Genomic DNA, 22,910 nt, shown 5'->3' on the forward strand with positions numbered 1-22,910 from the left:
AATTACCGCAGTGACTATATGACTCCTTGTGCCAACATAGCATCTGCTACTTTTACAAAACCAGCAATATTTGCTCCTTTGATATAATCTATAGAACCATCTTCATTTTCACCATATTCTACGCAAGAGTCGTGAATATCTTCCATGATATCTTTTAACTTTTCATCAACTTCTTTTCGTGTCCAACTTAAACGCAAAGAATTCTGGCTCATTTCTAAACCTGAGGTTGCCACTCCACCTGCATTTGAGGCTTTACCTGGTGCAAATAAAATTTTAGCTTTTTGAAATTCGTGAACAGCATCTGGTGTTGAAGGCATGTTTGCACCTTCTGATATACACATACAACCATTATCTATAAGTTGCTTTGCTTCTTTACCATTTAATTCATTTTGAGTTGCACATGGTAAGGCGATATCACATTTTACAGACCAAGGTCTTTCTCCTTCAACATATTTAGCATTTGGATATTTTTCTAGGTATTCACTAATTCTAGCACGCTTTTCATTTTTTAAATGCATGACGTGTTTCAATTTCTCTTCAGAAATACCGTCTTCATCATGAATAAATCCACCAGAATCGGATAAGGTTAAGACTGTAGCACCCAACTCTATGGCTTTTTCAGCAGCAAATTGTGCTACGTTTCCAGACCCAGAGATTACCACTTTTTTACCTTTAAAAGAATCGTTTTTTCTTTTTAGCATATTATCAGCAAAGTAAACGGTACCATAACCTGTTGCTTCTGGTCTAATTAATGAACCTCCCCAAGAAGCACCTTTACCTGTTAACACACCAGTAAATGTATTCTTCAACTTTTTATACATACCGAACATGAATCCAATCTCTCTTGCACCGACACCAATATCTCCAGCAGGAACATCTGTATTATGACCAATATGTCTAAATAACTCCGTCATAAATGCATGACAGAAACGCATAATTTCATTATCTGACTTTCCTTTAGGATCAAAATCGGACCCTCCTTTACCACCACCCATTGGCAGTGTTGTTAAAGAGTTTTTAAAGACTTGTTCAAAAGCTAAAAACTTTAAAATACTAGCATTAACAGTAGGGTGAAAACGTAAACCACCTTTGTAAGGACCGATTGCAGAATTCATTTGAATTCTATAACCTCTATTGACCTGTATTTCTCCGGCATCATCTACCCAACTCACTCTAAATGAAATCAATCGTTCTGGTTCAACCATTCTCAAAAGAATATTTTTACCATGATAGATGTCGTGTTTTGCTATGTAAGGAATAACCGTTTCAGCTACTTCTCTAACGGCTTGTAAAAATTCTGGCTCATGACCGTTTCTTGTTTCTACAAGTTTTAAAAATTCTTCAATTTTATCTTTCATTTATTTATGATTTAGTATTTTTAAGCGTTAATTGATTCATAAAGTACTATTTTGGTTCACCTATGATTACACAAAAAAGATTTTATTTCAAATAAAATTAAAAATTTATAATATATTGGGACTAAATATAATTTATTCACAAAAATAAGCGTTTAATTTTTATTTATTTCGATTTAATTTTTAAAAATCAAGTTTAAGCCTTTCCTCTAATTTATAATAAAAATGCGCATTTTATCTGTTTTATTTGGTGGTTCGTCGAGTTTTTATATATTTGTGCGCTTAGGTGTTTCAACTTCAAACTGAATAATGATATCAGATATTAAAAAACTAATTATAGCAATCGCTTTGTTATTCTCAATTCAATTGAGTTATTCACAATTAGCCTTTTCTCACGAGGTAGGCATCATTGCTGGTCCTGTCGTTTTTAGATCTGACTATGGTGAGCGTGGTGATTTTGAATCTAACATTAACAATTTAGGTGTTGGTATAGGGCTCGTTTACTATATGAATTTTGATTACCTAACGACCTACTATTATAACTCTAGAAACAATTATTTTACGGATCATTTTAAAGTAAGAGCAGAAATTTCTTGGAACAAATCTAATCTTCAGCACTATGGAAAATGGGTAGATCCGGAAAGAACAAGTCTTAATGCTGATAAATTAAGAGCACATTCTGGTGAATCTCAAAACTGGAACTTGGGCGTACAATTAGAGTATTTTCCGTTAAGTATAAAAGGCTTTTCGCAACAAGAATTTCGCCTTACACCATTTTTAAGTGGTGGTATACAATATGTCTCCTTTAATTCTAGTGCAAGCACCACTTTCGGTGATGGAAATGTTAGAAATCCTAATAACTTTTATTCCTTTTGGGAGCCTGGATCTATAAATCCTAAAAGTGGAAATGCTTGGTCTGTGGTAAGTAGTGTAGGAGCAAGGTACAAGCTTTCTGTACTTTCTGATTTAATGATTGATCTAAGATTTCAAGGTTTTTTTAACGACAACATTGATGGTTTAGACCACCAATTAGAATCTAACAAAAACAATGATTGGCTCTTATGGTTAAACTTTGGCTACATTTATTATTTCGACTAACTTGTTATTGTTACAACACAGCGCAAGTCGCGGAGCGTATTACACTATCCTATCGCTTGTTTTAAATCGGCAATTAAATCCGATTCATCTTCTATGCCGACACTCAACCTAATTAACGAATCTACAATACCAAGTTTTTCACGTTCCTCTTTTGGAATACTGGCATGCGTCATACTTACTGGATGACCAGCTAAAGACTCTACTCCACCAAGAGATTCTGCTAGTGTGAAAACTTTCAAATTTTCAAGAATTTTTATAGCCTCTTCATAACTATTACTTTTTGTAGTAAAAGATACCATACCACCAAAACCTGACATCTGAGCTGCTGCAATAGCATGATTGGGATGATTTTTTAAACCTGGCCAATACACATTTTCAATTTTTGGATGACGCGCTAAATATTCGGCTACCGCTTTTCCATTTTCGCAATGACGCTGCATACGAATGTGCAACGTTTTGATACCTCTCAATGCTAAAAAAGCATCGTGAGGACCACAAATTGCTCCACTAGCATTCTGAATAAAATACAAGCGCTCTGCCAAATCTTTGTCTTTTACCACTACCGCTCCCATTATTAAATCACTATGACCACCAAGATATTTCGTTACCGAATGCATTACAATATCTGCACCCAAATCTAAAGGCTGCTGCAAGTATGGTGTGGCAAAGGTGTTATCTACGGCTAACAAAATATTGTGCTTTTTCGCAATTTGAGCCGTGGTAACGATATCAATGATATTCATCATTGGGTTGGTTGGAGTTTCTACCCAAATTAACTTTGTATGACTGTTAATGTAAGCTTCAATAGCTGTAGCATTTTCCATTCCTATAAAATGAAACTTGATACCAAAATTTTCAAATATTTTCGTAAACAGACGATAGGTACCACCATATAAATCACTTGTAGAAATAACCTCATCACCTGGTTTTAATAACTTCAAAATAGCATCGATAGCTGCTAAACCAGAAGCAAAGGCCAAACCGTAATTTCCATTTTCAATACTCGCTAAAGACGCTTCAAGTGCATGGCGCGTTGGATTGCCAGATCGTGAATATTCATAACCTTTATGACCACCTGGTGTAGATTGCGCATAGGTTGATGTCTGATAAACAGGAGGCATTACAGCTCCGTAAGCTTTATCTGGCTTTTGACCACCATGTATTGTTTTTGTGTTGAATTTCATTTGATGATGTCTTTGGAATCACAACAAATTTAACCGATAGTTCGTTCTATTCAAATCTAAATAATACCTTTAGTCATTGTTTAACATAAGCCCTGTAATTTTGAAACACTTTCTAGCCTTTTTTATCATAGCTCTTTTTCTACATTCGTGCACATCTGAATTGAAACCTGCAGAATTTGAAACCATAGCAATAGAAAGCCCTTTTAAAGCTGATGTTTCTGCCGTTTACAGCAAAGCTACAGGAAATAGCATACTTAGCACAACCATTAATAAGAATGTGGAAACAGCCATTATTGAAACCTTAAATACGTCTGAAAGCCAACAAAATCTAGAAGAAGTCTTAAAGGCTTTTAACGACGAATATTTGAGTTTTAAAAAGGATTTTTCGGAAGTAACAGAACCTGCTTGGGAACTTCATATTGAAACCGAATTAACCTATCAATCTGAAACCGTCATAACCATTGCTATTAGTACTTATGAATTTAAAGGTGGAGCCCATGGCAACGATAAAATAAAACTTTTAAATCTTGATGCAACTAACGGAAATATTTTAACGGTTGATGCTATGATTAATGACATTTCTGGCTTCACCAAATTAGCTGAAGCACAGTTTATGGCCTCCTTAGAAAAGGATAAAAACAATAGTACTATCGATAACTTTTTCTTTGGAAAACCATTTCAACTACCAGAAAACATAGGTTTTAGTGAAGAAGGTTTAATTCTTCTTTACAATGTGTATGAAGTCGCATCTTACGATTTAGGCTATACCGAATTTATGATTCCGTTTGACGAAGTCGAATCCTTTTTAAAAGTCCGTTAACCTTTGACTCCTCTTGTTAATCGTTGTATAATGGGTCCAACGGTTAAACCTTGACCAACAATAGAGACTACAACAACGACATAGGTAATTACCAAAAAAAGCTCTCTATGCATTTCTGCAGTAAGACTCAATGCTAAAGCAATAGAAATACCACCTCGCAATCCGCCCCAAGTCATAATTAAATTGGTCTTTGGCACAAAGTCTAATCGTTTTTCGAAAAACTTAATAGGCAGCCATAGTGACACGTAACGACACATTAATATAATTGGGATAGCCAATAAACCAGCGTAAATAAACTTACCATCTAAGGTCAAGACTAACATTTCCATACCAATCATTACAAACAAAATGGTGTTTAATAAGACGTCTATGAGTTCCCAGAATTTATCTACATAGAGTTCTGTGGTTTCAGACATGGCGGAATCTCTAACGGTATCATTACCAACAATAAGTCCAGCAGTGACCATAGCCAAAGGAGCAGATAAATGAAATTGATGTGCCAACATCGTACCACCCATTACCGTTGCAAGGGTTAAAATCACTTCTATTTCATAATTATCTATAGATTTCATTAAGCGGTAAGTGATCCATCCTAATAAAAGACCTAAAAGGATTCCACCAAAAACTTCTTGTCCAAATAAAGTCGCAATATCCGAAAATTCAATGGCTGCATCTGGCTTTGCAGCAATGGCGAAAATGGTTAAAAACACCACAACTCCGACTCCATCGTTAAATAAGGATTCACCAACAATTTTAGTTTCCAATTTTTTAGGAGCTCCAGCTTTTTTCAAAATACCTAAAACTGCAATAGGGTCAGTTGGCGAGATAAGTGCTCCAAATAATAAACAGTAGATAAAATCAACCTCTAAACTCATAAGTTGTAAGAGGTAAAACATAACTATTCCCACTAAAAAAGTAGATACCAAAACACCTAAAGTTGCAAACGCCAAAATAGGCCAACGCTGTACTTTGAGTTGATTAAAATTAGTATGCAAAGCACCTGCAAATAAGAGAAAACTCAACATAATATCTAACAAGACGGTTTCAAAATCTATCATTTCAATAAATTTTCGTTCTTGTATTAACAACGTATCATCGAACTGTGCTATAGCGACCAAAATCACTGTAAAAACAATGGTAATAATCATTAAACCTATGGTAATAGGTAATTTTAAAAACCGCACATTGATATAACCAAATAGTGCAGAAAGTACAATTAGAATGGTGGCAATTGAATAGTAATCCATAAAATTATAGTGATTTTCTGAGTGCTAAAATATAACCTAAATGAATGCCCTCATGAAAATTATTAAACTCAATAGCTTCTTCGACATTACTTAAGATACTTTTTGTGGTTACCGTATATTGGTTATAGGTTTGAAACACTTTATTATCGTAATCTTCCTTCGTTTTTTCTATTGGCGAAAACAATAAACCTTTAATCATATCCACTTCGGCTTGCGATAAATCACCTTCTGTTTTCGTACCTTTTTTAAAGGTATCCACCATATCTTCAGAAATAAGCATGGGCAATCCTGATAATTTATAGACCAACAATTGCTGTGTTACAATGGTATGCGCAATATTCCAAATAATATTATTATTGAAACCGTCTGGTACTTTATTCAATTCTTCTAAAGTATGGCTTTCAATGAAATTTTTTAGTAATGTTCTGTTTTTGATAGCAATGTCAAACGACCAATCCATAAGATGATATTTTTTTTAAATGTAACTAAAATTCACATTAATTACGGTTACTTTGTAATCTCAAAATTATATAAAATTAAAGTTTCCGTTTTTAGTAGCAAATGGATCCTGAAATAAATTCAGCATAACATGAACAAAATATACTATTTAAGTAGTTGCAATACCTGTACTAGAATTATAGCCGAACTCAACTTACCAGAAACATTTATACTTCAAGATATTAAAGCAGACGCTATTACCAAAGCTCAAATTGAAGACATGAGAAAGCTTACGGACAGCTATGAAAATCTATTTAGCAAGCGTGCAAGACTTTATAAAGAATTGGGCTTAAAAGATAAATCGCTCTCAGAAGAGGATTACAAAAACCACATTTTAGAACAATATACATTCCTAAAACGTCCAGTTATACGTTTTAACAATCAGATTTTTATAGGTAATTCTAAGAAAACGGTAGAAGCTGCTAAATTAGCGATACATGCAAAGTAGAGGCCTTGCTATTTTTGCGCTTTTTATGGTGCAGCTCTTATATGGTCTTAATTACACCTTTGCCAAAACGGTTATGAATGAAAATTTCATTAAACCCTTTGGTTTTGTGTTACTTCGTGTTGCAGGTGCGACTGTGTTATTCTGGTTAGTAAGCCTCGTTTTACCAAAGCAAAAAGTTGATAGAAAGGATTATATCAAATTCTTTGTTGCAGCACTTTTTGGTGTGGTTATTAATATGTTATTCTTTCTGAAAGGATTAGAATATACCTCACCAATTCACGCAGCATCTATTATGACTATTGTACCGATTATCATCTTGGTACTATCGTCTATGATCTTAAAAGAAAGTGTGACTAAACTCAAAATAATTGGTGTGGCCATAGGTTTAATTGGCGCTTTAGTGTTGACACTTTACGGTAAATCTGGAAGAGCCGGAGACAACGTGCCTTTAGGCAATATCCTTATATTTTTAAATGCCATTTCTTATAGTATCTATGTGATATTAATTAAAAAGTTAACCACAAAATACCATCCGTTTACGTTTATAAAATGGTTGTTTTTATTCGGATTAATTATTCTAATTCCCTTTGGTTATAACGAACTAGACGCTGTACAATGGCAAACCTTTTCACCTTACATTTCCTTTTCAGTAGTATTTGTTGTGGTTGGTGCCACTTTTGGCACCTATTTGCTAAATCCCTTAGCACTTAGCAGACTAAAAGCTTCTACTGTTGGTATCTTTATTTACCTGCAACCTGTTATAGCAGGACTTTTTGCCCTTGCTATGGGAGTTGATTTTATAGACGCTGTTAAAATTGGCGCGATGCTTTTGATATTTATAGGAGTCTATATCGTTACTAAAAAACCTAAAAAAACAACCTAATTTGCATTTAAAATCTGAAGTTTTTACAACCGTTGATGCCATTCCGAAAAAGTATTGGGATAGCCTAAATTGTTGCACTAATATATACTACTCACCTGAGTTTTTAAAAGCTTTTGAAGTTGCCAATACAGCTATTAATTTTAACTACATCTTTATATTAAAAGCGAAAGAAGCCGTCGCCTTTGCCAATACACAAATTGTAACGATTGGTGTAGAAACCATTACCAAAAACATTAAAATGTCTGATAAGATGAGACGTATAGTGGATCGTCTGTTTTGTAATAATCAGATTCGTGTGTTGTTTTGTGGTAACGTCTTTTTGAGTGGTGAATATGGCACATTCTTGAAGGAGGGTGAACATAAAATTGACACCTTTAAAGCCATTGCAGAAGGTGTAAAACAAGTATCTAAAGTCACCAAAAGGCTCAACACCATTTTTGTAAAAGATTTTGAAAACGCATCGCTTCCCATCACTAATCAGTTAAAGGCATTCGATTATGCAGCTATGCAAGTTGAACCGAATATGATAATTACACTGAAACCAGAGTGGCAATCTTTTGATGATTATAAAAATGCTTTAAAATCGAAATATCGCGTAAAGGCGAACAAAGCAGATTCTAAAAGTGAAACATTAGAAGCAAAGTTCTTTACCGAAGAAGCTATTAAAACACATAAAAATGAGCTTCAAGAGCTTTATCAAAACACGATTGATAATGCTGATTTTAACGCCCAAATTTTAAATTTGGATACTTACATTCATCTTAAAAAAGCGTTCAATGAAAAATTTATTGTAAAGGGTTATTTTTTGAATGAAAAATTGGTTGGTTTTCTTTCAGCCATGCAAAACGGCACACATCTCGATGCTCATTTTATTGGTATTGATTATTCTCAAAATAAAGAATTTGCCATCTATCCAAGAATTTTAAACGATTATGTACGTCTTGGTATTGAAACAAAATCGAGCCAAATCAATTTAGGTAGAACGGCTTCTGAAATTAAAAGTACGCTTGGTGCAGAACCAAAAGCACTGACTTGCTACTGCAAGCATAAACGGTATTTACCTAATCAGATATTAAAACCATTTATAAAGAATGTGCAGATAAAGTCTTTTCGACAGCATTCAGTTTTTAAGTAGAAATGGCTTTTCAGACCTTTCAGGTTTTAAAAGCCTGAAAGGTCTCTCTACTATAAACTCATAGGTTTCGGCTTCACGCCATGCTTACGAGTATCTTCCTTAGTTAATACCTTAAAGTTTTCAGACTTCGGAAATTTGTGCGCCAATTCTAATAAGGCTTCAGACAGACCTGTTAATTTTCTGGCTTTTAAATCGATCCAACCACCTTGCATTTCGCAATAGGCTAAATTTTCGCCTTTATGATTATAAAAATTATGTTCGAACATAAACAACATGCCATCATCACTTAAACCCGAAACTTCCATCGTTACCGTAATTGGTGCTCCGATAAAGGATTCTTTAAAATAGTACATGTGCTCATAAAATACCACAGGTCCTACATTTTCCTTTTTCATTTCAGGCATAGAAAATCCAAATTCCAGAAAGAACGCCATTCTGGTATGACTCATAAAATTGGTATAAGCAGAGTTGGCTAAATGACCATTTGCATCTAAATCGCTCCAACGGATTTCAAACTGTTTTTTGTACATACTAGAACTTATCAAATTAAGATCGCAAAGTTATAAAAGTCTTACCGCTCAACTCAATCCTTTTACAAGAATTTAATCCAAGTATAAAACCATTCAATTTTGTATCTTTGCGCAACTAAAAAAGCATCATATTAATGATACAATCCATGACAGGTTATGGGAAATCTGTTCTTCAGCTCCCAACAAAAAAAATCTCTATAGAATTAAAATCTCTTAATAGTAAAAGTTTAGACCTCAACGCGCGTATGCCATCCATGTATCGTGCAAAAGAGTTGGGCATTAGAAAACTATTAGCCAAGCACTTGGTAAGAGGCAAAGTGGATTTTTCACTTTTTGTTGAAATTACAGGCGAAGACACCAGCTCTAAAATCAACAAAACGGTTGTTAACGAATATATAAAACAACTTAAAGACGTTATTAATACAGGTGATGATACCGAATATTTAAAAATGGCCATTCGCATGCCAGATGCTATCACTACAGAACGTGATGATATTGATGAAGACGAATGGACGCTTATCAGTGCTGAAATTAATGAAGCTATTTCTAAAATAGTGATATCGCGTAAAGATGAAGGTGCCACATTAAAACAAGATTTTATAGATAGAATTGCCACCTTAAGACGCTTACTTAACGAGGTGATTGCTATGGATCCAGAACGCATTGAAGGCGTAAGAGCACGATTAGAAAAAGGCATCGCTGATCTTAAGGAAAAAGTAGATGAAAACCGTTTTGAACAAGAATTGGTTTATTACATCGAAAAGTTTGATATCACCGAAGAAAAAGTGCGACTAGATAACCACTTAGATTATTTTACAAGCACTTTAAATTCTGATGAGTCTAATGGTAAAAAGCTTGGTTTTATTTCTCAAGAAATTGGACGCGAAATCAATACCATTGGTTCAAAATCTAATTATGCACCTATGCAGAAATTAGTGGTTCAGATGAAAGATGAACTTGAAAAGATTAAAGAACAGTTGTTGAATGTACTGTAATGAGTGAGCAGTTTTCAGTCGCAGTTTTTAGTAAAAAAGTAACCGATGACGCAAGACAGATGACATCTGTAATAACTAAGTAACTCAATAACTTATTTGCTCAATAATTTAAAGTAAAAGATTTGTCAGAAATTAAAAACGAAAAACAAGGCAAGCTGATTGTATTTTCAGCACCATCTGGTTCAGGAAAAACAACGATTGTTCGTCATTTATTAAATCAGCCAGAACTCAATTTAGAGTTTTCTATTTCGGCAACGTCTCGCGAAAAACGAGGAAACGAAGTTCATGGCAAAGATTATTACTACCTCTCGCTTCAAGAATTTAAAAACAACATAAAAAATGATGCTTTTTTAGAATGGGAAGAAGTGTATAGAGATAATTTTTATGGCACCTTAAAAACAGAAATTGAACGTATTTGGGCAAAAGGCAAACATGTTATTTTTGATATTGATGTGTCTGGCGGTTTGCGTATAAAACGTAAATTCCCAGAGCAAACCATTTCCATTTTTGTAAAACCACCAGATTTAAATGAACTCGTAAGACGCTTAAAAGACAGAGGTGAAGAAAGCGAAGACAAAATAAGTATGCGTGTGGCAAAAGCGCCTGCAGAATTAGCAACCGCTCCGCTTTTTGACCATATTGTGGTTAATTCTGATTTAGATGTGGCCTTGAAAGATGCTTATGATTTGGTGTCTGGTTTTATAAAAGAATAGATACTGAAATAAATTCAGCATAAAATGAAAATAGGTTTATACTTCGGCACCTTCAACCCAATTCACGTTGGCCATTTAACCATTGCCAATCATTTAGCTGAGCATAGCGATTTAGATCAAGTTTGGTTTGTAGTGACGCCATTAAGTCCTTTTAAAAAGAAAAGTAGCTTGTTAGATAATTACCAACGCTTAGAAATGGTGCATTTGGCTACAAAGGATTACGATAATTTAAGACCAAGCGATATTGAATTCGGGCTTAAACAACCCAATTACACCATTGATACGCTCACGTATCTCTTTGAAAAATTCCCGAAATACGAGTTTTCCTTAATTATGGGCGAAGACAATTTAAAAAGCTTTCATAAATGGAAAAACTATGAGCTTATTTTAGAAAATCACAATATATATGTCTATCCGAGACTGTCAGAAGGTAAAATAGATACTCAATTCAACAACCATCCTAAAATCCATAGCGTAGATGCACCAATTATGGAACTCTCGTCTACATTTATTAGGAAATCAATTAAGGATAATAAAAACGTGCGTCCTATGTTACCAGAACATGTTTGGAAGTATATTGATGATATGAATTTTTATCGCTAAAGCCTGTGTTATTAGAATAAGGGGTTCAAATTTTAGGAGTGTTTTTTTTGAATAAAAGAATTAACATATCAAAAGTTCAACTACATAAATTCTGTTTTAAGGATGAAAATTCCTTTTAAACTCAAGAGATTGCTGCTTTCGCAGGAATTTGGGTATTAAAAATGATAAAAAGCATTTTCCATATGCGTCAGTTCTTCAGTGGTTTTATTCTTTAAAATGGCAATAATATCGAATCGGGTTTCTAAATCAATATCATTTTCTGTGATATAAGCATCCATGGCTTTTACCAATAATTTTATTTTACTTGGAGTTACAAAATCTTGTGGATCGCCAAAGAAATCAGAATTTCTAGTTTTCACTTCAACACAAATCATGGTGTTATTGTGTTTGGCAATGATATCTATTTCCGCTTTTTGAAACGTGTAATTGCGCACCAAAATCTTATACCCTTTTGCAATCAGATAATCTGTTGCTAATTGCTCGCCTAATTTACCAAGTTCGTTGTGTTGTGCCATAATTACTGAGATTTATACTGAACTTGTTTCAGTAAAGCAGAACTCTCATTCTACTTTTCTGTAATTTAATTTTTCCCAGTTAACGACAATCGCAAAACTAAGAATAGTATTATAATGCATCAAGATACAAAATTGAGACGATTTTTGTACACCCATCTCATTTTCAATTCTCTAAATTATACAATAAGCCATACCTTTGCAATTCGCGAAAAACACCCAAAATGGCAAGCTTAGTAAAATGTCCAAATTGTGGCATCTATAACAAAAACGTCGATTATTGTACCAGTTGCAATACACTTTTGTCTTACAAAAAAAGACGTGAAATTTCTTTTGCAAAAGATAAAAAGGAACGTTTGGAACGCGAGCGAATTGAAGATGAAGCCTCACCTTCTTTTTATGAAAAACACAAAGACCATCGTTTTTTAGTAGTGCGTGTTTTTGTGAAAGTTGTACACTCTATTTGGTTAGGATTTATGGCTATAGGTATGTTTATTGCTTGGCTGATTACCGCTATTGCAGCATGACGATTTTAAAACATCCTATAGTCATTGTCAGCGTTTTTTTAGCGAGCATTTTATATACAGCCAATCGCTTAGAATTACCACTTCCTAATTGGGTGTATTTTTACGTCAATGACTTTTTATGCATGCCTATTGTGTTGAGCTTATGCTTGGCTAGTTTACGACTGATAAAGAAAACCGAAACACTTTACGTTCCACTAAGTGTTGTTTTAGCGCTAACCCTTTATTTTGCATTATTTTTTGAAATATTAATACCTCAAATAAACGCACGTTACACGTTTGATGTTATAGATATTGTACTTTATATTTTAGGCGCACTACTCTTTTTTAAATACCAGAAAACCTTATTCTGAAAAATTGAGAGTCGACTGATCTTTAGCAACCTTCAAATCAACAAGCCTACCCAAAACCAAAGCACGATTATCCTTTTCATGACCTGCTGGCACGTTAAACGCAATCGGGAAATCATAATCTTCTAAAGCATCAAGAATCAATTGCTCAACCGAAGTTCCCCAAAGTGTCGTATTTTTTCGCATTTTAGACATGTCACCAACCACGAGACCGTTTAAGTTATCAAAATAGCCAGCACGTTTCATACTTTGTAACATACGATCGATATGATATTTGTACTCACCAATTTCTTCAATAAAAAGAATCTTACCTGAGGTATCGATACTTTCTTTAGAACCCAACATGGTGTGCAACATCGTAAGATTTCCACCGACCAACTCACCTGAAGTGTTACCTATTCTATTATAATCAGAACCTTTTAGAGTATAATTTTGAGGATTTCCGAAAATTGCCGCTTTAAACGTCGCAACTGTGTCTTTAATATCGTTTAAATCTTTCGTTAAACTCACACACATTAAAGCATGTAACGACTGAAATCCTTCATTATGCACTTGGTTGTGCAAAGCCGTAATATCCGAATACCCAATAATCCATTTTGGATTGTTTCTAAATTCAGTATAATTCAATTTATCTAAAATCCTAACCGTTCCGTAACCACCTCTGGCGCACCAAATGGCACTAATTTTAGGGTCGTCCATAGCATTTTGTAAATCTTCACAACGCTCTGCATCTGTACCTGCAAAATGATTGGCTTTTTTAAATACGTGTTTACCAACCACAGCATGTAAGCCCCAACTTTCTAAAAGTTTTATGGCTTGCTGCACTTCACCTTCTCTACTTTTTAAAATACCTGAAGGTGCAACAATAGCAACAGTATCACCTGCTTTTAAATAAGGTGGTTGTATTAATTTTGAAATCATTTTGGAAGAATTATCAGTTTCATTTTGAGCTTGTACCACAGTAGTTACAACTAACAAAAACGTAAAACATAGCGATAGAAAGTGGTGTTTCAAAATCATAAAAACGAATTTTTTGTAAATATAAAAAGTAAAACCTGAAGCTTAGCGTAATTGTATTTTTAATAGCATTTTAACTAAAAACGTCCAAATAGTGCACTTTTAACGTATATAAGCCATAATTCTTGGCAATATTCCCTTATATTGATACTAAATTCCGAATTTATGGCTGTTTTTACTTCTTGTATCACCTCTTCATTACAACCTTATGTGCCGTCTACTGAAAACCCTTGGGATGAAACCAGAGTGCGCCATGCCTTTCGTCGTATCGGTTACGATGCCAGTAAATCTATGGTTGCTAGTGCGCTTACCATATCACCAGACCTATTTATAGACCAATTAATTAATGAGTCTTTAAATGCACCAAACTGGCCAACGCCATCTTGGGCAACGTTTACCAATAACGATTATAACAATCTCGGTTTAGATTTTGACGAACAAACTCAAGCCAATCATGCAGAATTGATGTTTGGACTCATAGACCAAATGCAAACGGTAGGTTTAAAAAGTCGACTTATACTTTTTTGGAGCAATCATTTTGTAACACGTCTTGAAGAATACTATACAAGTAACCATCTTTATGAATATTTCAATACGCTCGAAACACATGCTCTAGGTAATTTTGAAGACTTTGTAAGAGCCATAGGCAAAACAAGTGCTATGTTGATGTTTCTTAATGGAGTAGAAAATACCAGCTTTAGCCCAAACGAAAATTATGCACGAGAACTCTACGAACTTTTTACCCTTGGTGTAGATAATGGCTACACGCAAACCGATATTGTAGAAACCTCTAAAGCTTTAACAGGTTATAACCACAGACAAAACTGGACGTATCCTATTTACTTCGATGCAAGTACCTTTAATTCTGAAGATAAAACCATTTTTAACCAAACCGGAAATTGGGATTACGATGATGTTATCGATATTCTATTTCAAGAAAAAGCACCTTTAATTGCAGCGCATATTTGCAAAAAATTATACACTTATTTCGTAAGTCCCACAGTAAATGAAACCATTGTTACTGAAATGGCTAATCAGTTTGTAATCGATTTTAATATTGAAAACATCTTAAGAACACTCTTTAAAAGTCAACATTTTTTTGATGTCAAAACCATTGGCACACAAATTAAAAGTCCTTACGATTTATCGATGTCTTACTTAAAAGTTACAGGTTTTAGCTTGCAACAAGAATTCTACGAAGCCATGATTTGGTTTAACGGACTCATGGGACAACAGTTATTTGATCCAGTAGATGTTGCCGGATGGCAAGGTGACAGAGATTGGATTAACTCAAGTACTCTCGGTGGCCGTTGGGAAATTTTACAATGGGTTATTTGGCATACTTGGAATAATTATAATGAAGAATTACGAACCTTCGCTATTGAAAGTTCGGACAATAGTAACGACCCTTACGTTATTACAAAAGCCATTATTGACCGTTTTATGCCATTAGAATTATTTTCAGTTGAAGACTACCAAGCTGCAACTGATGTTTTTAAACATGATTTGCCTGAGAATTATTACGAAAACCAACAATGGAATTTACAATGGAGTTCTGTTCCTTTTCAAGTCGTGCTACTTTTAATACATCTAACCAAGTTTCCTGAATTTCAACTTAAATAATCTACTGTTATGTGTGATGATACATCAAAAAATGAAAAAAAATTCGGGACCAGTGCTCATGATATGGAGCACAAAAAATGGAACCGACGTTCATTCTTGCAAGCTTTAGGTTTATCTGGTGCAGGCACAATGATGCTAGGTGGTATGCCACTTTCTGCTTCGAGCAGCACCAAATTGGCTGCTGCGATTAGCGATTCAGAATCAGACCGAATTTTAGTCATCATAAGACTTAAAGGAGGTAATGATGGTCTTAATACTATTGTACCTATTTACGATTATGATACTTATGCTAACAACCGACCAACCATTAAACACAATCTAAATGACCTCACAGCCTTAACACCAGATTTCGGAATTCCGAATGCCATGACCGATTTATTAAACCTTTGGGATACTGGAGGCATGAAAGTGGTGCATGGTGTGGGTTACGAAAATCCGAGTCAGTCGCATTTTGCTGGTTCAGACATTTGGGCCTCTACAGATCCTACTAACAATGCAACAACAGGTTGGTTAGGTCGCCATTTTGAAGAACTATATCCTGAATATTTATTAAATCCACCTTCAATACCTGCGGCTGTTCAAATAGGAAGTATTGGTAATTTAATTTTCGACGGAGCTTCAAATAATTATGCCTTTTCTGTTGCCAACCCTAATCAGTTGGAAGCTATTGCCCAAAGTGGAACTGTACATGATATGACGAGTTTTCCTGAATGTATTTATGGCGAACAGTTAGAATTTATGCGAGGTACCACCAACACCACTTATCAATATGCAGGCACTATTCATGAGGCTTATACCGAAGGAGCAAATAGCTCTGAATATATGGATTCAGAATTAGGTCAGCAATTATCCATTGTAGCCAGACTCATAAAAGGAAATCTGGGTACTAAAGTTTATATGGTCACCTTAGGTGGTTTTGATACACACGCTAATCAGGTAGAAGATCACAACACCTTACTTACAGATTTATCAAATTCTGTAAAAACCTTCTATGAAGATTTAGCTCAGGCAGGTTTAGATGATAAAGTTTTGTCTATGAGTATTAGTGAGTTTGGTCGTAGAACGTTCGAAAATGGTTCTAACGGTACCGACCATGGCAAAGCTGCACCATTAATGTTATTTGGTACAGCAATGGAAGGTAATGGATTTGTTGGCACGCATCCAGACCTTACTGCAGATGATGGTGAAGGCAATTTAAATTACACCCAAGATTTTAGAGAAGTGTATGCCAGCGTTTTAGAAAATTGGCTCTGTATAGAAAGTGGTTTGGTTGATGAAGCGTTGCTCAATAACACTTATGCACGAGTCGATTTGGGCTTCAGTTGTAGTGCTTTGAGTCTCGAAGACTTTAACAGAGACCGCTTTAAACATTATGTGCTTTATACAGATACGGATTCAATTATAAAACTAACCAATCCGTACACGCAACACACCGTTGTAAAATTGTACGATATTGCTGGTAGAGACATTGGTACCTTAAAAAATGAAATGCTATTTGCTGGCGAACATAGTATCAGCGTAAAAAATACCATTGGAACTAAACTTAACGTTGGTCAGTATATTTATAGAATTTCTGTTGGAAATCAAAATTATAGCAAGTCTTTGATTATTCGCTAATCTCATGTTCAAATATATTTAAAAGGCCTTTAGTTTTACTGGAGGCTTTTTTGGGTATCAACTGCCACTCATTATTAGTTTTTATCAATGAGAGGTGTCTATAAAAATCTATTCATAATTGCTTTTATTTTTAACCATTAACCTCTGTATCCAATTCGTGAATTTTATTAATTCTTTGTCCCTTTAGGGACTTTATATTGGTAAGAAGAAGTCTTTATGCTAGAAGCGTGCCTTTAGGTACGCTATATGTTGTACCCAAAGGCACAAGTGTTAAGATCGTTATGACTGTTACCCATAGAAAGTCCTTAACGGGACAGTTTTAACATCATATTAATTAATTTATAAATAGGTGTTGATTGGTGATTACCAAATAGCGAAATTATTTCAACATTTTAGAAGACGCTTACAAGAAGTGACAACTCATTTTTATACGCATTTGCTATAATTACTAAGCCTAAAATCGCTAATTTTGTCCTTCAACAAAAATGAAATTTCATGTCGAAGAGATACACCATAACCGCAGCATTACCATACACTAACGGTCCAATTCATATTGGTCATTTAGCAGGTGTTTATGTGCCAGCAGATATTTACGCACGTTATTTAAGGTTAACAGGAAATGATGTTGCCTTTATTTGTGGTAGTGACGAACATGGTGTTCCAATAACTATAAAAGCAAAAAAAGAAGGAGTTACACCTCAAGATATCGTCGATAAATATCATGCGATTATAAAACAATCGTTTGTTGATTTCGGAATTACGTTTGATAATTATTCACGTACTACAGCGAAAATTCATCACGATACTGCTCAAGAGTTTTTTAAAACCCTTTACGACAAAAATGAATTTTTAGAAGAAGTCACTGAACAATTATACGATGCTGAAGCCAATCAGTTTTTAGCTGACCGTTTTGTTACTGGTACGTGTCCAAAATGTTGCAATGAAGAAGCCTATGGAGATCAGTGTGAAAACTGCGGATCTAGTTTAAACGCCACAGATCTTATCAATCCAAAATCGGCAATTACAGGAAATGTACCAAGCCTAAAAGAAACCAAACACTGGTTTTTACCTTTAAATAAATACGAAGACTTTTTGCGCGAATGGATTTTAAAAGGTCATAAAAAAGATTGGAAACCTAATGTTTACGGCCAAGTAAAATCTTGGGTAGATGATGGTTTGCGTCCAAGAGCTGTCACTAGAGATTTAGATTGGGGGATTCCGGTACCAGTTGAAGGAGGTGAAGGCAAAGTGCTTTACGTGTGGTTTGATGCACCAATTGGTTACATTTCTGCGACCAAAGAATGGGCTGCACGCGAAGGTAAAAATTGGGAAGATTACTGGAAAGACGAGAACACAAAACTGGTTCACTTTATAGGTAAAGATAATATTGTATTTCACTGTATTATTTTCCCTGCCATGTTAAAAGCCGAAGGGTCTTATATTTTACCAGATAATGTACCAGCCAATGAGTTTTTAAACTTAGAAGGCAAGAAGTTATCAACCTCTAAAAATTGGGCCGTTTGGTTACCAGATTATTTAATCGATTTCCCCAATCAGCAAGATGTGTTGCGTTATGCTTTAACAGCAAATGCGCCAGAATCTAAGGATAACGATTTTACTTGGAAAGATTTTCAGGCCAGAAACAATAATGAATTGGTGGCTATTTTTGGGAACTTCATTAATCGTGTTGTGGTGTTAACCAACAAATATTATGAAGGTGTTATTCCAGAACCATCAGACTATTCAACTGTTGATAAAGAAACTTTGGCTGCTGTAAAAGCCTATCCTGCTGTGATTTCTAGTTCTATTGAACGCTACCGTTTTAGAGAAGCAAGTCAAGAATTAATGAATTTAGCACGATTAGGAAACAAATACTTAGCAGACGAAGAACCATGGAAAACGATTAAAACTGATGAAGCTCGTACCCAAACTGTGATGTTTGTGGCACTTCAAATCGCTTCAGCTTTAGCGATTTTGTCCGAGCCATTTTTGCCGTTTACTTCTAAGAAATTGAAATCTATTCTTTGTCATGCTGAGCTTGCCGAAGCATCTCATTGGGATGATGTGTCTTCAAAAGACATATTAATTCCAGCGTCACACCAAATCGAAAAAGGTGAACTCTTATTTTCAAAAATTGAAGATGCACAAATTGAAGCCCAATTAGAAAAACTAGAATCCAGCAAAAAAGCAAACGAAGCCGCTGATAAAGTGGTTGAACCACAAAAAGACGAAATCACTTTTGATGATTTCACCAAATTAGATTTACGTGTAGGCACCATTCTCGAAGCAGAAAAAATGCCTAAAACCAAAAAGCTACTCGTTTTAAAAGTAGATACAGGTATTGATGTAAGAACGATTGTTTCTGGTATTTCTGAAAGCTTTAAACCAGAAGACGTTATTGGAAAACGCGTTACGGTTTTAGTGAACTTAGCACCAAGAGCATTACGAGGTGTTGAGAGTCAGGGGATGATTTTAATGACTGAGGATGAAGGTGGAAATCTGGTATTTGTTAATCCTGATATTGATGATGTAAATAATGGATTACAGATTAGTTAATTTATGAAAGAAAATATACTTTTATCATAGTATATTTGTTGTCAAACATTTAGCTTTAGTTAATTATATTTCTTTTAAAAAATACGTACTATTATTCTGTCTTTTTATGGCATGATTTTTGACCTAATAATTGATTCCAACAAGTAAAATGTTTGACTCATTTATTACCTGAATACTTAGCAGTAATTCTATCAAAAACACGTTGCGGTAGAAAATTTACCAACTGAGAAAAAATATATTTGCCTTGATTCATATTCGTAATATTGATTTACGAACATAGATAGCAATTTCAAATCGTCACGCTTTAAATTGAGGCTTAAAACACAGATTTACAATAATTTCAAAGAACTTCGATTAACTTTTAGTGGACACTAGTGTATATTTCTTTAAAAAAATACGTATTATTATTCTGTCTTTTTATGGCATGATTTTTGACATATTTTTTAATTATAAAACCAACACCTATGTCGCTAAACTTCTTCTACTCCAAAACTAAAATATACCAAATCGCATGTTTGCTTTTTATTGCAAATATGACCTCGTATACACTTTGTGCTCAACAAAAAGGCGATATCATCAATGACTATAAAAATTATACAGAACTACCAAGAGAGGTTGCCTATGTACACCTAAATAAATCAACCTATATTGCTGGTGAGATGATAGGTTTTAAAGCCTATATATTTGATAAACTCACCAAAGAACCCTCCAATCTTACAAAAAATCTATACTGCATTATACAAAATGAAAATGGTGAAATCATTAAAAATAAACTTATTGAAGTTAATAATGGGGTAGCATCAAATACTTTTGATATTGATAGTACGCTTTCCTCAGGCGTATTTATATTTAAAGCCTACACCAATTGGATGCGCAATTTTGATGAAAACAACCATTTTGAGCAAACATTTAAGGTCATTGATGCTGACAAACTTGATTTTATAAAGCGAGACATACTACAAAATAATGATATAGAACTACAAGCCTTGGGCGAAGGCGGACATATTGTTTATAATATTAACAATACCATAGGTATAATTGCAAAAAACAAATTTGGTAATGGTATTGCCAATGCTAATGGAAATATTACTGATAAGAATGGCACGCTTATTTCTGAGTTTCAACTCAATGAGGTCGGTTTAGCTAAAGCCTTGTTTAAACCATTACCTAATAATACATACAATCTTAACTTAAATCTTAATGATGAGACCATAACTGTTCCTATTGAAAATATTAAACTTTTTGGCATAAATATGACTTTAAGTGATCTAAAAGAAAAAATAAATATAGTTGTCAAAACCAACAATGAAACCCTAAAACGTACAAATGAACAATCTTACAAACTTGCTATTCATAATGGCGAGGACATTAATGTCATACCTTTTACCATTTCAGAAAAAGGGAAAGCCATATTAACTGTTCAAAAAAAACAGCTCTTTTCTGGAACCAATATATTTACAATATTTGATAATGAGAACAGACCACTGTTAGAACGTTTGTATTTTAATAAAAATTTCTCAACTCAGAAAATATCTAAAACATCCGTAAAACAATTAAACGATAGCTTAAACGTAAGTCTGAGTTTGAGCAACCTAGACCTCTCAAAATGGTCTAACCTTAGTGTTTCTGTTCTTCCATCAAAAACCAAATCGTATAATCACCACAATAATCTAATTTCACAGTTATATATTCAACCTTACGTAAAAGGTAGTATTGAAAACGCTAGTCAGTATTTTCGAAGCAACGATAAGCGAGTAGATTATAATTTAGATTTATTGATGCTAACTCAAGGCTGGAGCAGTTACAATTGGCAAAATATTTTTAAAGAAAAAGACAAAGCTATTACTTATCCGTTTGAGCAAGGAATAGATATTGTAGCCAATATAAACAGCAAACAAAAAGGCACTTATTATGTGTACCCAATGGAAGGTAAAAGCACTCAAATCTTTAATGTTTCGGAAAGCGATAATGCCTTAATTTTAAATTCTACTTTCCCAATTGATAATGATCTTTTTAGGATTGGCTATCTCGGAGATAAAAAGTTTAAAAAGGAGTCACCAAAAATTTATCCACAGTTTTCTCCATCAATTATTCCAAAGTTTAAAACTAATTACAAGACAATTAGAAGTTATTTTAAGACCATAAATCAATTCAACGAATCCCCAAATATTACTAATGCTTGGGAAACAAATGATAATGTTGAAGCCTTAGATGAGGTAACTGTAAATACGAGTACAAAATACACTAGAGCAGAAGCACTAAAAAATAAAACCATTAATTCTCGGGTATCAATTGTAAATGATAATGACAGGAATGGTGGTCTACGATTAGATATTTATCTCCAGAGATTAGGGTTTCAAGCAACTTTTGATTACCAGTCTGGGCGGTTTTCAATTACTAATCCTAGGGTAAGAGGTATTGGCACCCAAAATCCTGTACCTGCTGTTTATCTCGATGATGGTCTTATTGGTTTTGGCCCAGAAGCTGACTTTGGCATTCTTACCTTTATAACCATGAGTGATATTGATTATATTGAATATGAACTTTATGGTTTCGGAGGAGGTCTCTTACAGGGTGAAGCCGGCTTTATTAAAGTTTATACTTTAAAAGACCAAGGCTTAAAAAAAACTATTAAGAATACTATACGCACGTACGAAATACCATTAAAATTTAATGAAGAAAAAGCATTTTACACACCAAAATATAAATATTATAATACTGAGTTTTTTAATGAATATGGAACTATTGCTTGGGAGCCGAAGATGACATTCAACAAAAAAGGCGAGGCACAGTTTCACTTTTTTGATACTAAGACGCAAAATATCACTTTATTCGTAGAGGGCATTGTTAACGGTAATCAATATATTTCGGAAGAAATTATAATTGAAACAAACAATTAAAATGTGCTTAAAATAGCCTTCCACCCAATCTACAAACATCCACTTCCAGAGGGACATCGTTTCCCTATGGAGAAGTACGACTTGTTACCACAACAACTTTTACACGAAGGCACCTGTGTTAAAAATAATTTCTTCGAACCAGAAAAGCCAAACGACAAACATATTCTCACCGTTCATACGCCTGAGTATTACTATGACTTGGTCAATATTACCTTAGACCCAAGAGCGGCTCGTAAAATAGGATTTCCCCTAAGTGAAGTTCTAGTAGAACGCGAAGTTATTATTGCGGATGGCACTATAAA

The 22,910-nt window shown here is 34.3% G+C and carries 22 protein-coding genes and 1 pseudogene; 15 read left to right on the top strand and 8 right to left on the bottom strand.

The annotated features are described in order from the left end of the window. Window positions 1-14 precede the first annotated feature (14 nt). Entirely contained in the window at window positions 15-1,358 is a 1,344-nt protein-coding gene (gdhA, locus tag AB8B52_RS06640; protein ID WP_406026439.1) for an NADP-specific glutamate dehydrogenase, read from the bottom strand. A gap of 306 nt (window positions 1,359-1,664) precedes the next feature. Between gdhA and AB8B52_RS06645 the strand changes: the two genes are divergently transcribed. Next, entirely contained in the window at window positions 1,665-2,453 is a 789-nt protein-coding gene (locus tag AB8B52_RS06645; RefSeq protein WP_406026440.1) for a THC0290_0291 family protein, read from the top strand. 44 nt (window positions 2,454-2,497) lie between these two features. On the opposite strand, the gene AB8B52_RS06650 is transcribed toward AB8B52_RS06645, so the two are convergent. Then, window positions 2,498-3,637 carry a cystathionine gamma-synthase gene (locus AB8B52_RS06650; RefSeq protein WP_406026442.1) on the bottom strand — a complete coding sequence of 380 codons (1,140 nt, stop codon included), beginning with the start codon at window positions 3,635-3,637 and terminating at the stop codon, window positions 2,498-2,500. Window positions 3,638-3,737: 100 nt separating this feature from the next. Here AB8B52_RS06650 and AB8B52_RS06655 point away from each other — a divergent pair, with 100 nt between their 5' ends. After that, window positions 3,738-4,457 carry a DUF3298 domain-containing protein gene (locus AB8B52_RS06655; RefSeq protein WP_406026444.1) on the top strand — a complete coding sequence of 240 codons (720 nt, stop codon included), beginning with the start codon at window positions 3,738-3,740 and terminating at the stop codon, window positions 4,455-4,457. On the opposite strand, the gene AB8B52_RS06660 is transcribed toward AB8B52_RS06655, so the two are convergent. Both AB8B52_RS06660 and AB8B52_RS06665 read right to left on the bottom strand, forming a co-directional pair. Next, entirely contained in the window at window positions 4,454-5,704 is a 1,251-nt protein-coding gene (locus tag AB8B52_RS06660; protein ID WP_406026446.1) for a cation:proton antiporter, read from the bottom strand. The two genes, AB8B52_RS06655 and AB8B52_RS06660, sit on opposite strands and share 4 nt — an antisense overlap. Window positions 5,705-5,708: 4 nt before the next feature. Continuing rightward, entirely contained in the window at window positions 5,709-6,164 is a 456-nt protein-coding gene (locus AB8B52_RS06665) for a DinB family protein (protein WP_406026447.1), read from the bottom strand. 129 nt (window positions 6,165-6,293) lie between these two features. Here AB8B52_RS06665 and AB8B52_RS06670 point away from each other — a divergent pair, with 129 nt between their 5' ends. The 3 genes from AB8B52_RS06670 to AB8B52_RS06680 are packed head-to-tail and all read left to right on the top strand — an operon-like array spanning window position 6,294 to window position 8,668. Continuing rightward, complete coding sequence (locus AB8B52_RS06670) at window positions 6,294-6,650, top strand: arsenate reductase family protein (protein ID WP_406026449.1); 357 nt, start codon at window positions 6,294-6,296, stop codon at window positions 6,648-6,650. Beyond that, window positions 6,640-7,533, top strand: coding sequence for a DMT family transporter (locus AB8B52_RS06675; RefSeq protein WP_406026451.1), 894 nt, complete (start codon window positions 6,640-6,642; stop codon window positions 7,531-7,533). Before AB8B52_RS06670 ends, AB8B52_RS06675 begins: the two co-directional genes overlap by 11 nt. Before the next feature lies 1 nt (window position 7,534). Continuing rightward, window positions 7,535-8,668: a hypothetical protein gene (locus AB8B52_RS06680; RefSeq protein WP_406026453.1), complete on the top strand. Its 1,134-nt coding sequence runs from the start codon at window positions 7,535-7,537 to the stop codon at window positions 8,666-8,668. 50 nt (window positions 8,669-8,718) lie between these two features. Here the strand turns inward: AB8B52_RS06680 and AB8B52_RS06685 are convergent, their stop codons facing one another. After that, window positions 8,719-9,198 carry an acyl-CoA thioesterase gene (locus AB8B52_RS06685; protein ID WP_406026455.1) on the bottom strand — a complete coding sequence of 160 codons (480 nt, stop codon included), beginning with the start codon at window positions 9,196-9,198 and terminating at the stop codon, window positions 8,719-8,721. 134 nt (window positions 9,199-9,332) lie between these two features. Here AB8B52_RS06685 and AB8B52_RS06690 point away from each other — a divergent pair, with 134 nt between their 5' ends. From AB8B52_RS06690 to nadD, 3 genes are all read left to right on the top strand, one after another. After that, window positions 9,333-10,193: a YicC/YloC family endoribonuclease gene (locus tag AB8B52_RS06690; RefSeq protein WP_406026456.1), complete on the top strand. Its 861-nt coding sequence runs from the start codon at window positions 9,333-9,335 to the stop codon at window positions 10,191-10,193. 122 nt (window positions 10,194-10,315) lie between these two features. Continuing rightward, window positions 10,316-10,906, top strand: coding sequence for a guanylate kinase (gmk, locus tag AB8B52_RS06695; RefSeq protein WP_406026458.1), 591 nt, complete (start codon window positions 10,316-10,318; stop codon window positions 10,904-10,906). A gap of 24 nt (window positions 10,907-10,930) precedes the next feature. Continuing rightward, window positions 10,931-11,509: a nicotinate (nicotinamide) nucleotide adenylyltransferase gene (nadD, locus tag AB8B52_RS06700; protein WP_406026460.1), complete on the top strand. Its 579-nt coding sequence runs from the start codon at window positions 10,931-10,933 to the stop codon at window positions 11,507-11,509. A 155-nt stretch (window positions 11,510-11,664) separates the two neighbouring features. Here nadD and AB8B52_RS06705 read toward each other — a convergent pair whose 3' ends face one another. Beyond that, entirely contained in the window at window positions 11,665-12,024 is a 360-nt protein-coding gene (locus tag AB8B52_RS06705; RefSeq protein ID WP_406026462.1) for a YraN family protein, read from the bottom strand. A gap of 221 nt (window positions 12,025-12,245) precedes the next feature. Between AB8B52_RS06705 and AB8B52_RS06710 the strand changes: the two genes are divergently transcribed. Both AB8B52_RS06710 and AB8B52_RS06715 read left to right on the top strand, forming a co-directional pair. Next, window positions 12,246-12,548, top strand: a complete 303-nt coding sequence (locus tag AB8B52_RS06710) for a hypothetical protein (RefSeq protein WP_406026464.1) — start codon at window positions 12,246-12,248, stop codon at window positions 12,546-12,548. Next, complete coding sequence (locus AB8B52_RS06715) at window positions 12,545-12,898, top strand: hypothetical protein (RefSeq protein WP_406026466.1); 354 nt, start codon at window positions 12,545-12,547, stop codon at window positions 12,896-12,898. The genes AB8B52_RS06710 and AB8B52_RS06715 overlap by 4 nt, the downstream gene beginning before the upstream one ends. On the opposite strand, the gene AB8B52_RS06720 is transcribed toward AB8B52_RS06715, so the two are convergent. Then, window positions 12,890-13,915, bottom strand: coding sequence for an LD-carboxypeptidase (locus tag AB8B52_RS06720; RefSeq protein ID WP_406026468.1), 1,026 nt, complete (start codon window positions 13,913-13,915; stop codon window positions 12,890-12,892). The genes AB8B52_RS06715 and AB8B52_RS06720 overlap by 9 nt on opposite strands. Window positions 13,916-14,077: 162 nt before the next feature. Here AB8B52_RS06720 and AB8B52_RS06725 point away from each other — a divergent pair, with 162 nt between their 5' ends. The 3 genes from AB8B52_RS06725 (at window position 14,078) to metG (ending at window position 19,708) form a co-directional block, all read left to right on the top strand. Next, entirely contained in the window at window positions 14,078-15,535 is a 1,458-nt protein-coding gene (locus AB8B52_RS06725) for a DUF1800 family protein (RefSeq protein ID WP_406026470.1), read from the top strand. 63 nt (window positions 15,536-15,598) lie between these two features. Next, window positions 15,599-17,152 (top strand): DUF1501 domain-containing protein, encoded by a 1,554-nt coding sequence (locus AB8B52_RS06730; protein ID WP_406026472.1) that lies wholly within the window; start codon window positions 15,599-15,601, stop codon window positions 17,150-17,152. A 495-nt stretch (window positions 17,153-17,647) separates the two neighbouring features. After that, window positions 17,648-19,708 carry a methionine--tRNA ligase gene (metG, locus tag AB8B52_RS06735; protein ID WP_406026474.1) on the top strand — a complete coding sequence of 687 codons (2,061 nt, stop codon included), beginning with the start codon at window positions 17,648-17,650 and terminating at the stop codon, window positions 19,706-19,708. 157 nt (window positions 19,709-19,865) lie between these two features. Here the strand turns inward: metG and AB8B52_RS06740 are convergent, their stop codons facing one another. Beyond that, window positions 19,866-19,961: a DUF4372 domain-containing protein gene (locus AB8B52_RS06740; RefSeq protein ID WP_406026476.1), complete on the bottom strand. Its 96-nt coding sequence runs from the start codon at window positions 19,959-19,961 to the stop codon at window positions 19,866-19,868. 211 nt (window positions 19,962-20,172) lie between these two features. Here AB8B52_RS06740 and AB8B52_RS06745 point away from each other — a divergent pair, with 211 nt between their 5' ends. Further along, on the top strand, window positions 20,173-22,608 hold the full coding sequence (locus tag AB8B52_RS06745) for a hypothetical protein (RefSeq protein ID WP_406026477.1): 2,436 nt from the start codon (window positions 20,173-20,175) through the stop codon (window positions 22,606-22,608). Window positions 22,609-22,611: 3 nt separating this feature from the next. Continuing rightward, window positions 22,612-22,910: pseudogene (locus AB8B52_RS06750) on the top strand (histone deacetylase); the annotation flags it as partial.

This window comes from Winogradskyella sp. (assembly GCF_045105575.1).
In the GTDB taxonomy this organism is placed as follows: Bacteria; Bacteroidota; Bacteroidia; order Flavobacteriales; family Flavobacteriaceae; genus Winogradskyella.

Excerpts from the sequence above, each read along its gene's own strand:
- metG (WP_406026474.1), top strand. The coding sequence starts at position 17,648 with ATGTCGAAGAGATACACCATAACCGCAGCATTACCATACACTAACGGT.
- AB8B52_RS06675 (WP_406026451.1), top strand. The coding sequence starts at position 6,640 with ATGCAAAGTAGAGGCCTTGCTATTTTTGCGCTTTTTATGGTGCAGCTC.
- nadD (WP_406026460.1), top strand. The coding sequence starts at position 10,931 with ATGAAAATAGGTTTATACTTCGGCACCTTCAACCCAATTCACGTTGGC.
- AB8B52_RS06670 (WP_406026449.1), top strand. The coding sequence starts at position 6,294 with ATGAACAAAATATACTATTTAAGTAGTTGCAATACCTGTACTAGAATT.
- gdhA (WP_406026439.1), bottom strand. The coding sequence starts at position 1,358 with ATGAAAGATAAAATTGAAGAATTTTTAAAACTTGTAGAAACAAGAAAC.
- AB8B52_RS06660 (WP_406026446.1), bottom strand. The coding sequence starts at position 5,704 with ATGGATTACTATTCAATTGCCACCATTCTAATTGTACTTTCTGCACTA.
- AB8B52_RS06685 (WP_406026455.1), bottom strand. The coding sequence starts at position 9,198 with ATGTACAAAAAACAGTTTGAAATCCGTTGGAGCGATTTAGATGCAAAT.
- AB8B52_RS06740 (WP_406026476.1), bottom strand. The coding sequence starts at position 19,961 with ATGAATCAAGGCAAATATATTTTTTCTCAGTTGGTAAATTTTCTACCG.
- AB8B52_RS06745 (WP_406026477.1), top strand. The coding sequence starts at position 20,173 with ATGTCGCTAAACTTCTTCTACTCCAAAACTAAAATATACCAAATCGCA.
- AB8B52_RS06645 (WP_406026440.1), top strand. The coding sequence starts at position 1,665 with ATGATATCAGATATTAAAAAACTAATTATAGCAATCGCTTTGTTATTC.
- AB8B52_RS06710 (WP_406026464.1), top strand. The coding sequence starts at position 12,246 with ATGGCAAGCTTAGTAAAATGTCCAAATTGTGGCATCTATAACAAAAAC.
- AB8B52_RS06705 (WP_406026462.1), bottom strand. The coding sequence starts at position 12,024 with ATGGCACAACACAACGAACTTGGTAAATTAGGCGAGCAATTAGCAACA.
- AB8B52_RS06725 (WP_406026470.1), top strand. The coding sequence starts at position 14,078 with ATGGCTGTTTTTACTTCTTGTATCACCTCTTCATTACAACCTTATGTG.
- AB8B52_RS06720 (WP_406026468.1), bottom strand. The coding sequence starts at position 13,915 with ATGATTTTGAAACACCACTTTCTATCGCTATGTTTTACGTTTTTGTTA.
- AB8B52_RS06690 (WP_406026456.1), top strand. The coding sequence starts at position 9,333 with ATGATACAATCCATGACAGGTTATGGGAAATCTGTTCTTCAGCTCCCA.
- AB8B52_RS06665 (WP_406026447.1), bottom strand. The coding sequence starts at position 6,164 with ATGGATTGGTCGTTTGACATTGCTATCAAAAACAGAACATTACTAAAA.
- AB8B52_RS06730 (WP_406026472.1), top strand. The coding sequence starts at position 15,599 with ATGGAGCACAAAAAATGGAACCGACGTTCATTCTTGCAAGCTTTAGGT.
- AB8B52_RS06650 (WP_406026442.1), bottom strand. The coding sequence starts at position 3,637 with ATGAAATTCAACACAAAAACAATACATGGTGGTCAAAAGCCAGATAAA.
- AB8B52_RS06715 (WP_406026466.1), top strand. The coding sequence starts at position 12,545 with ATGACGATTTTAAAACATCCTATAGTCATTGTCAGCGTTTTTTTAGCG.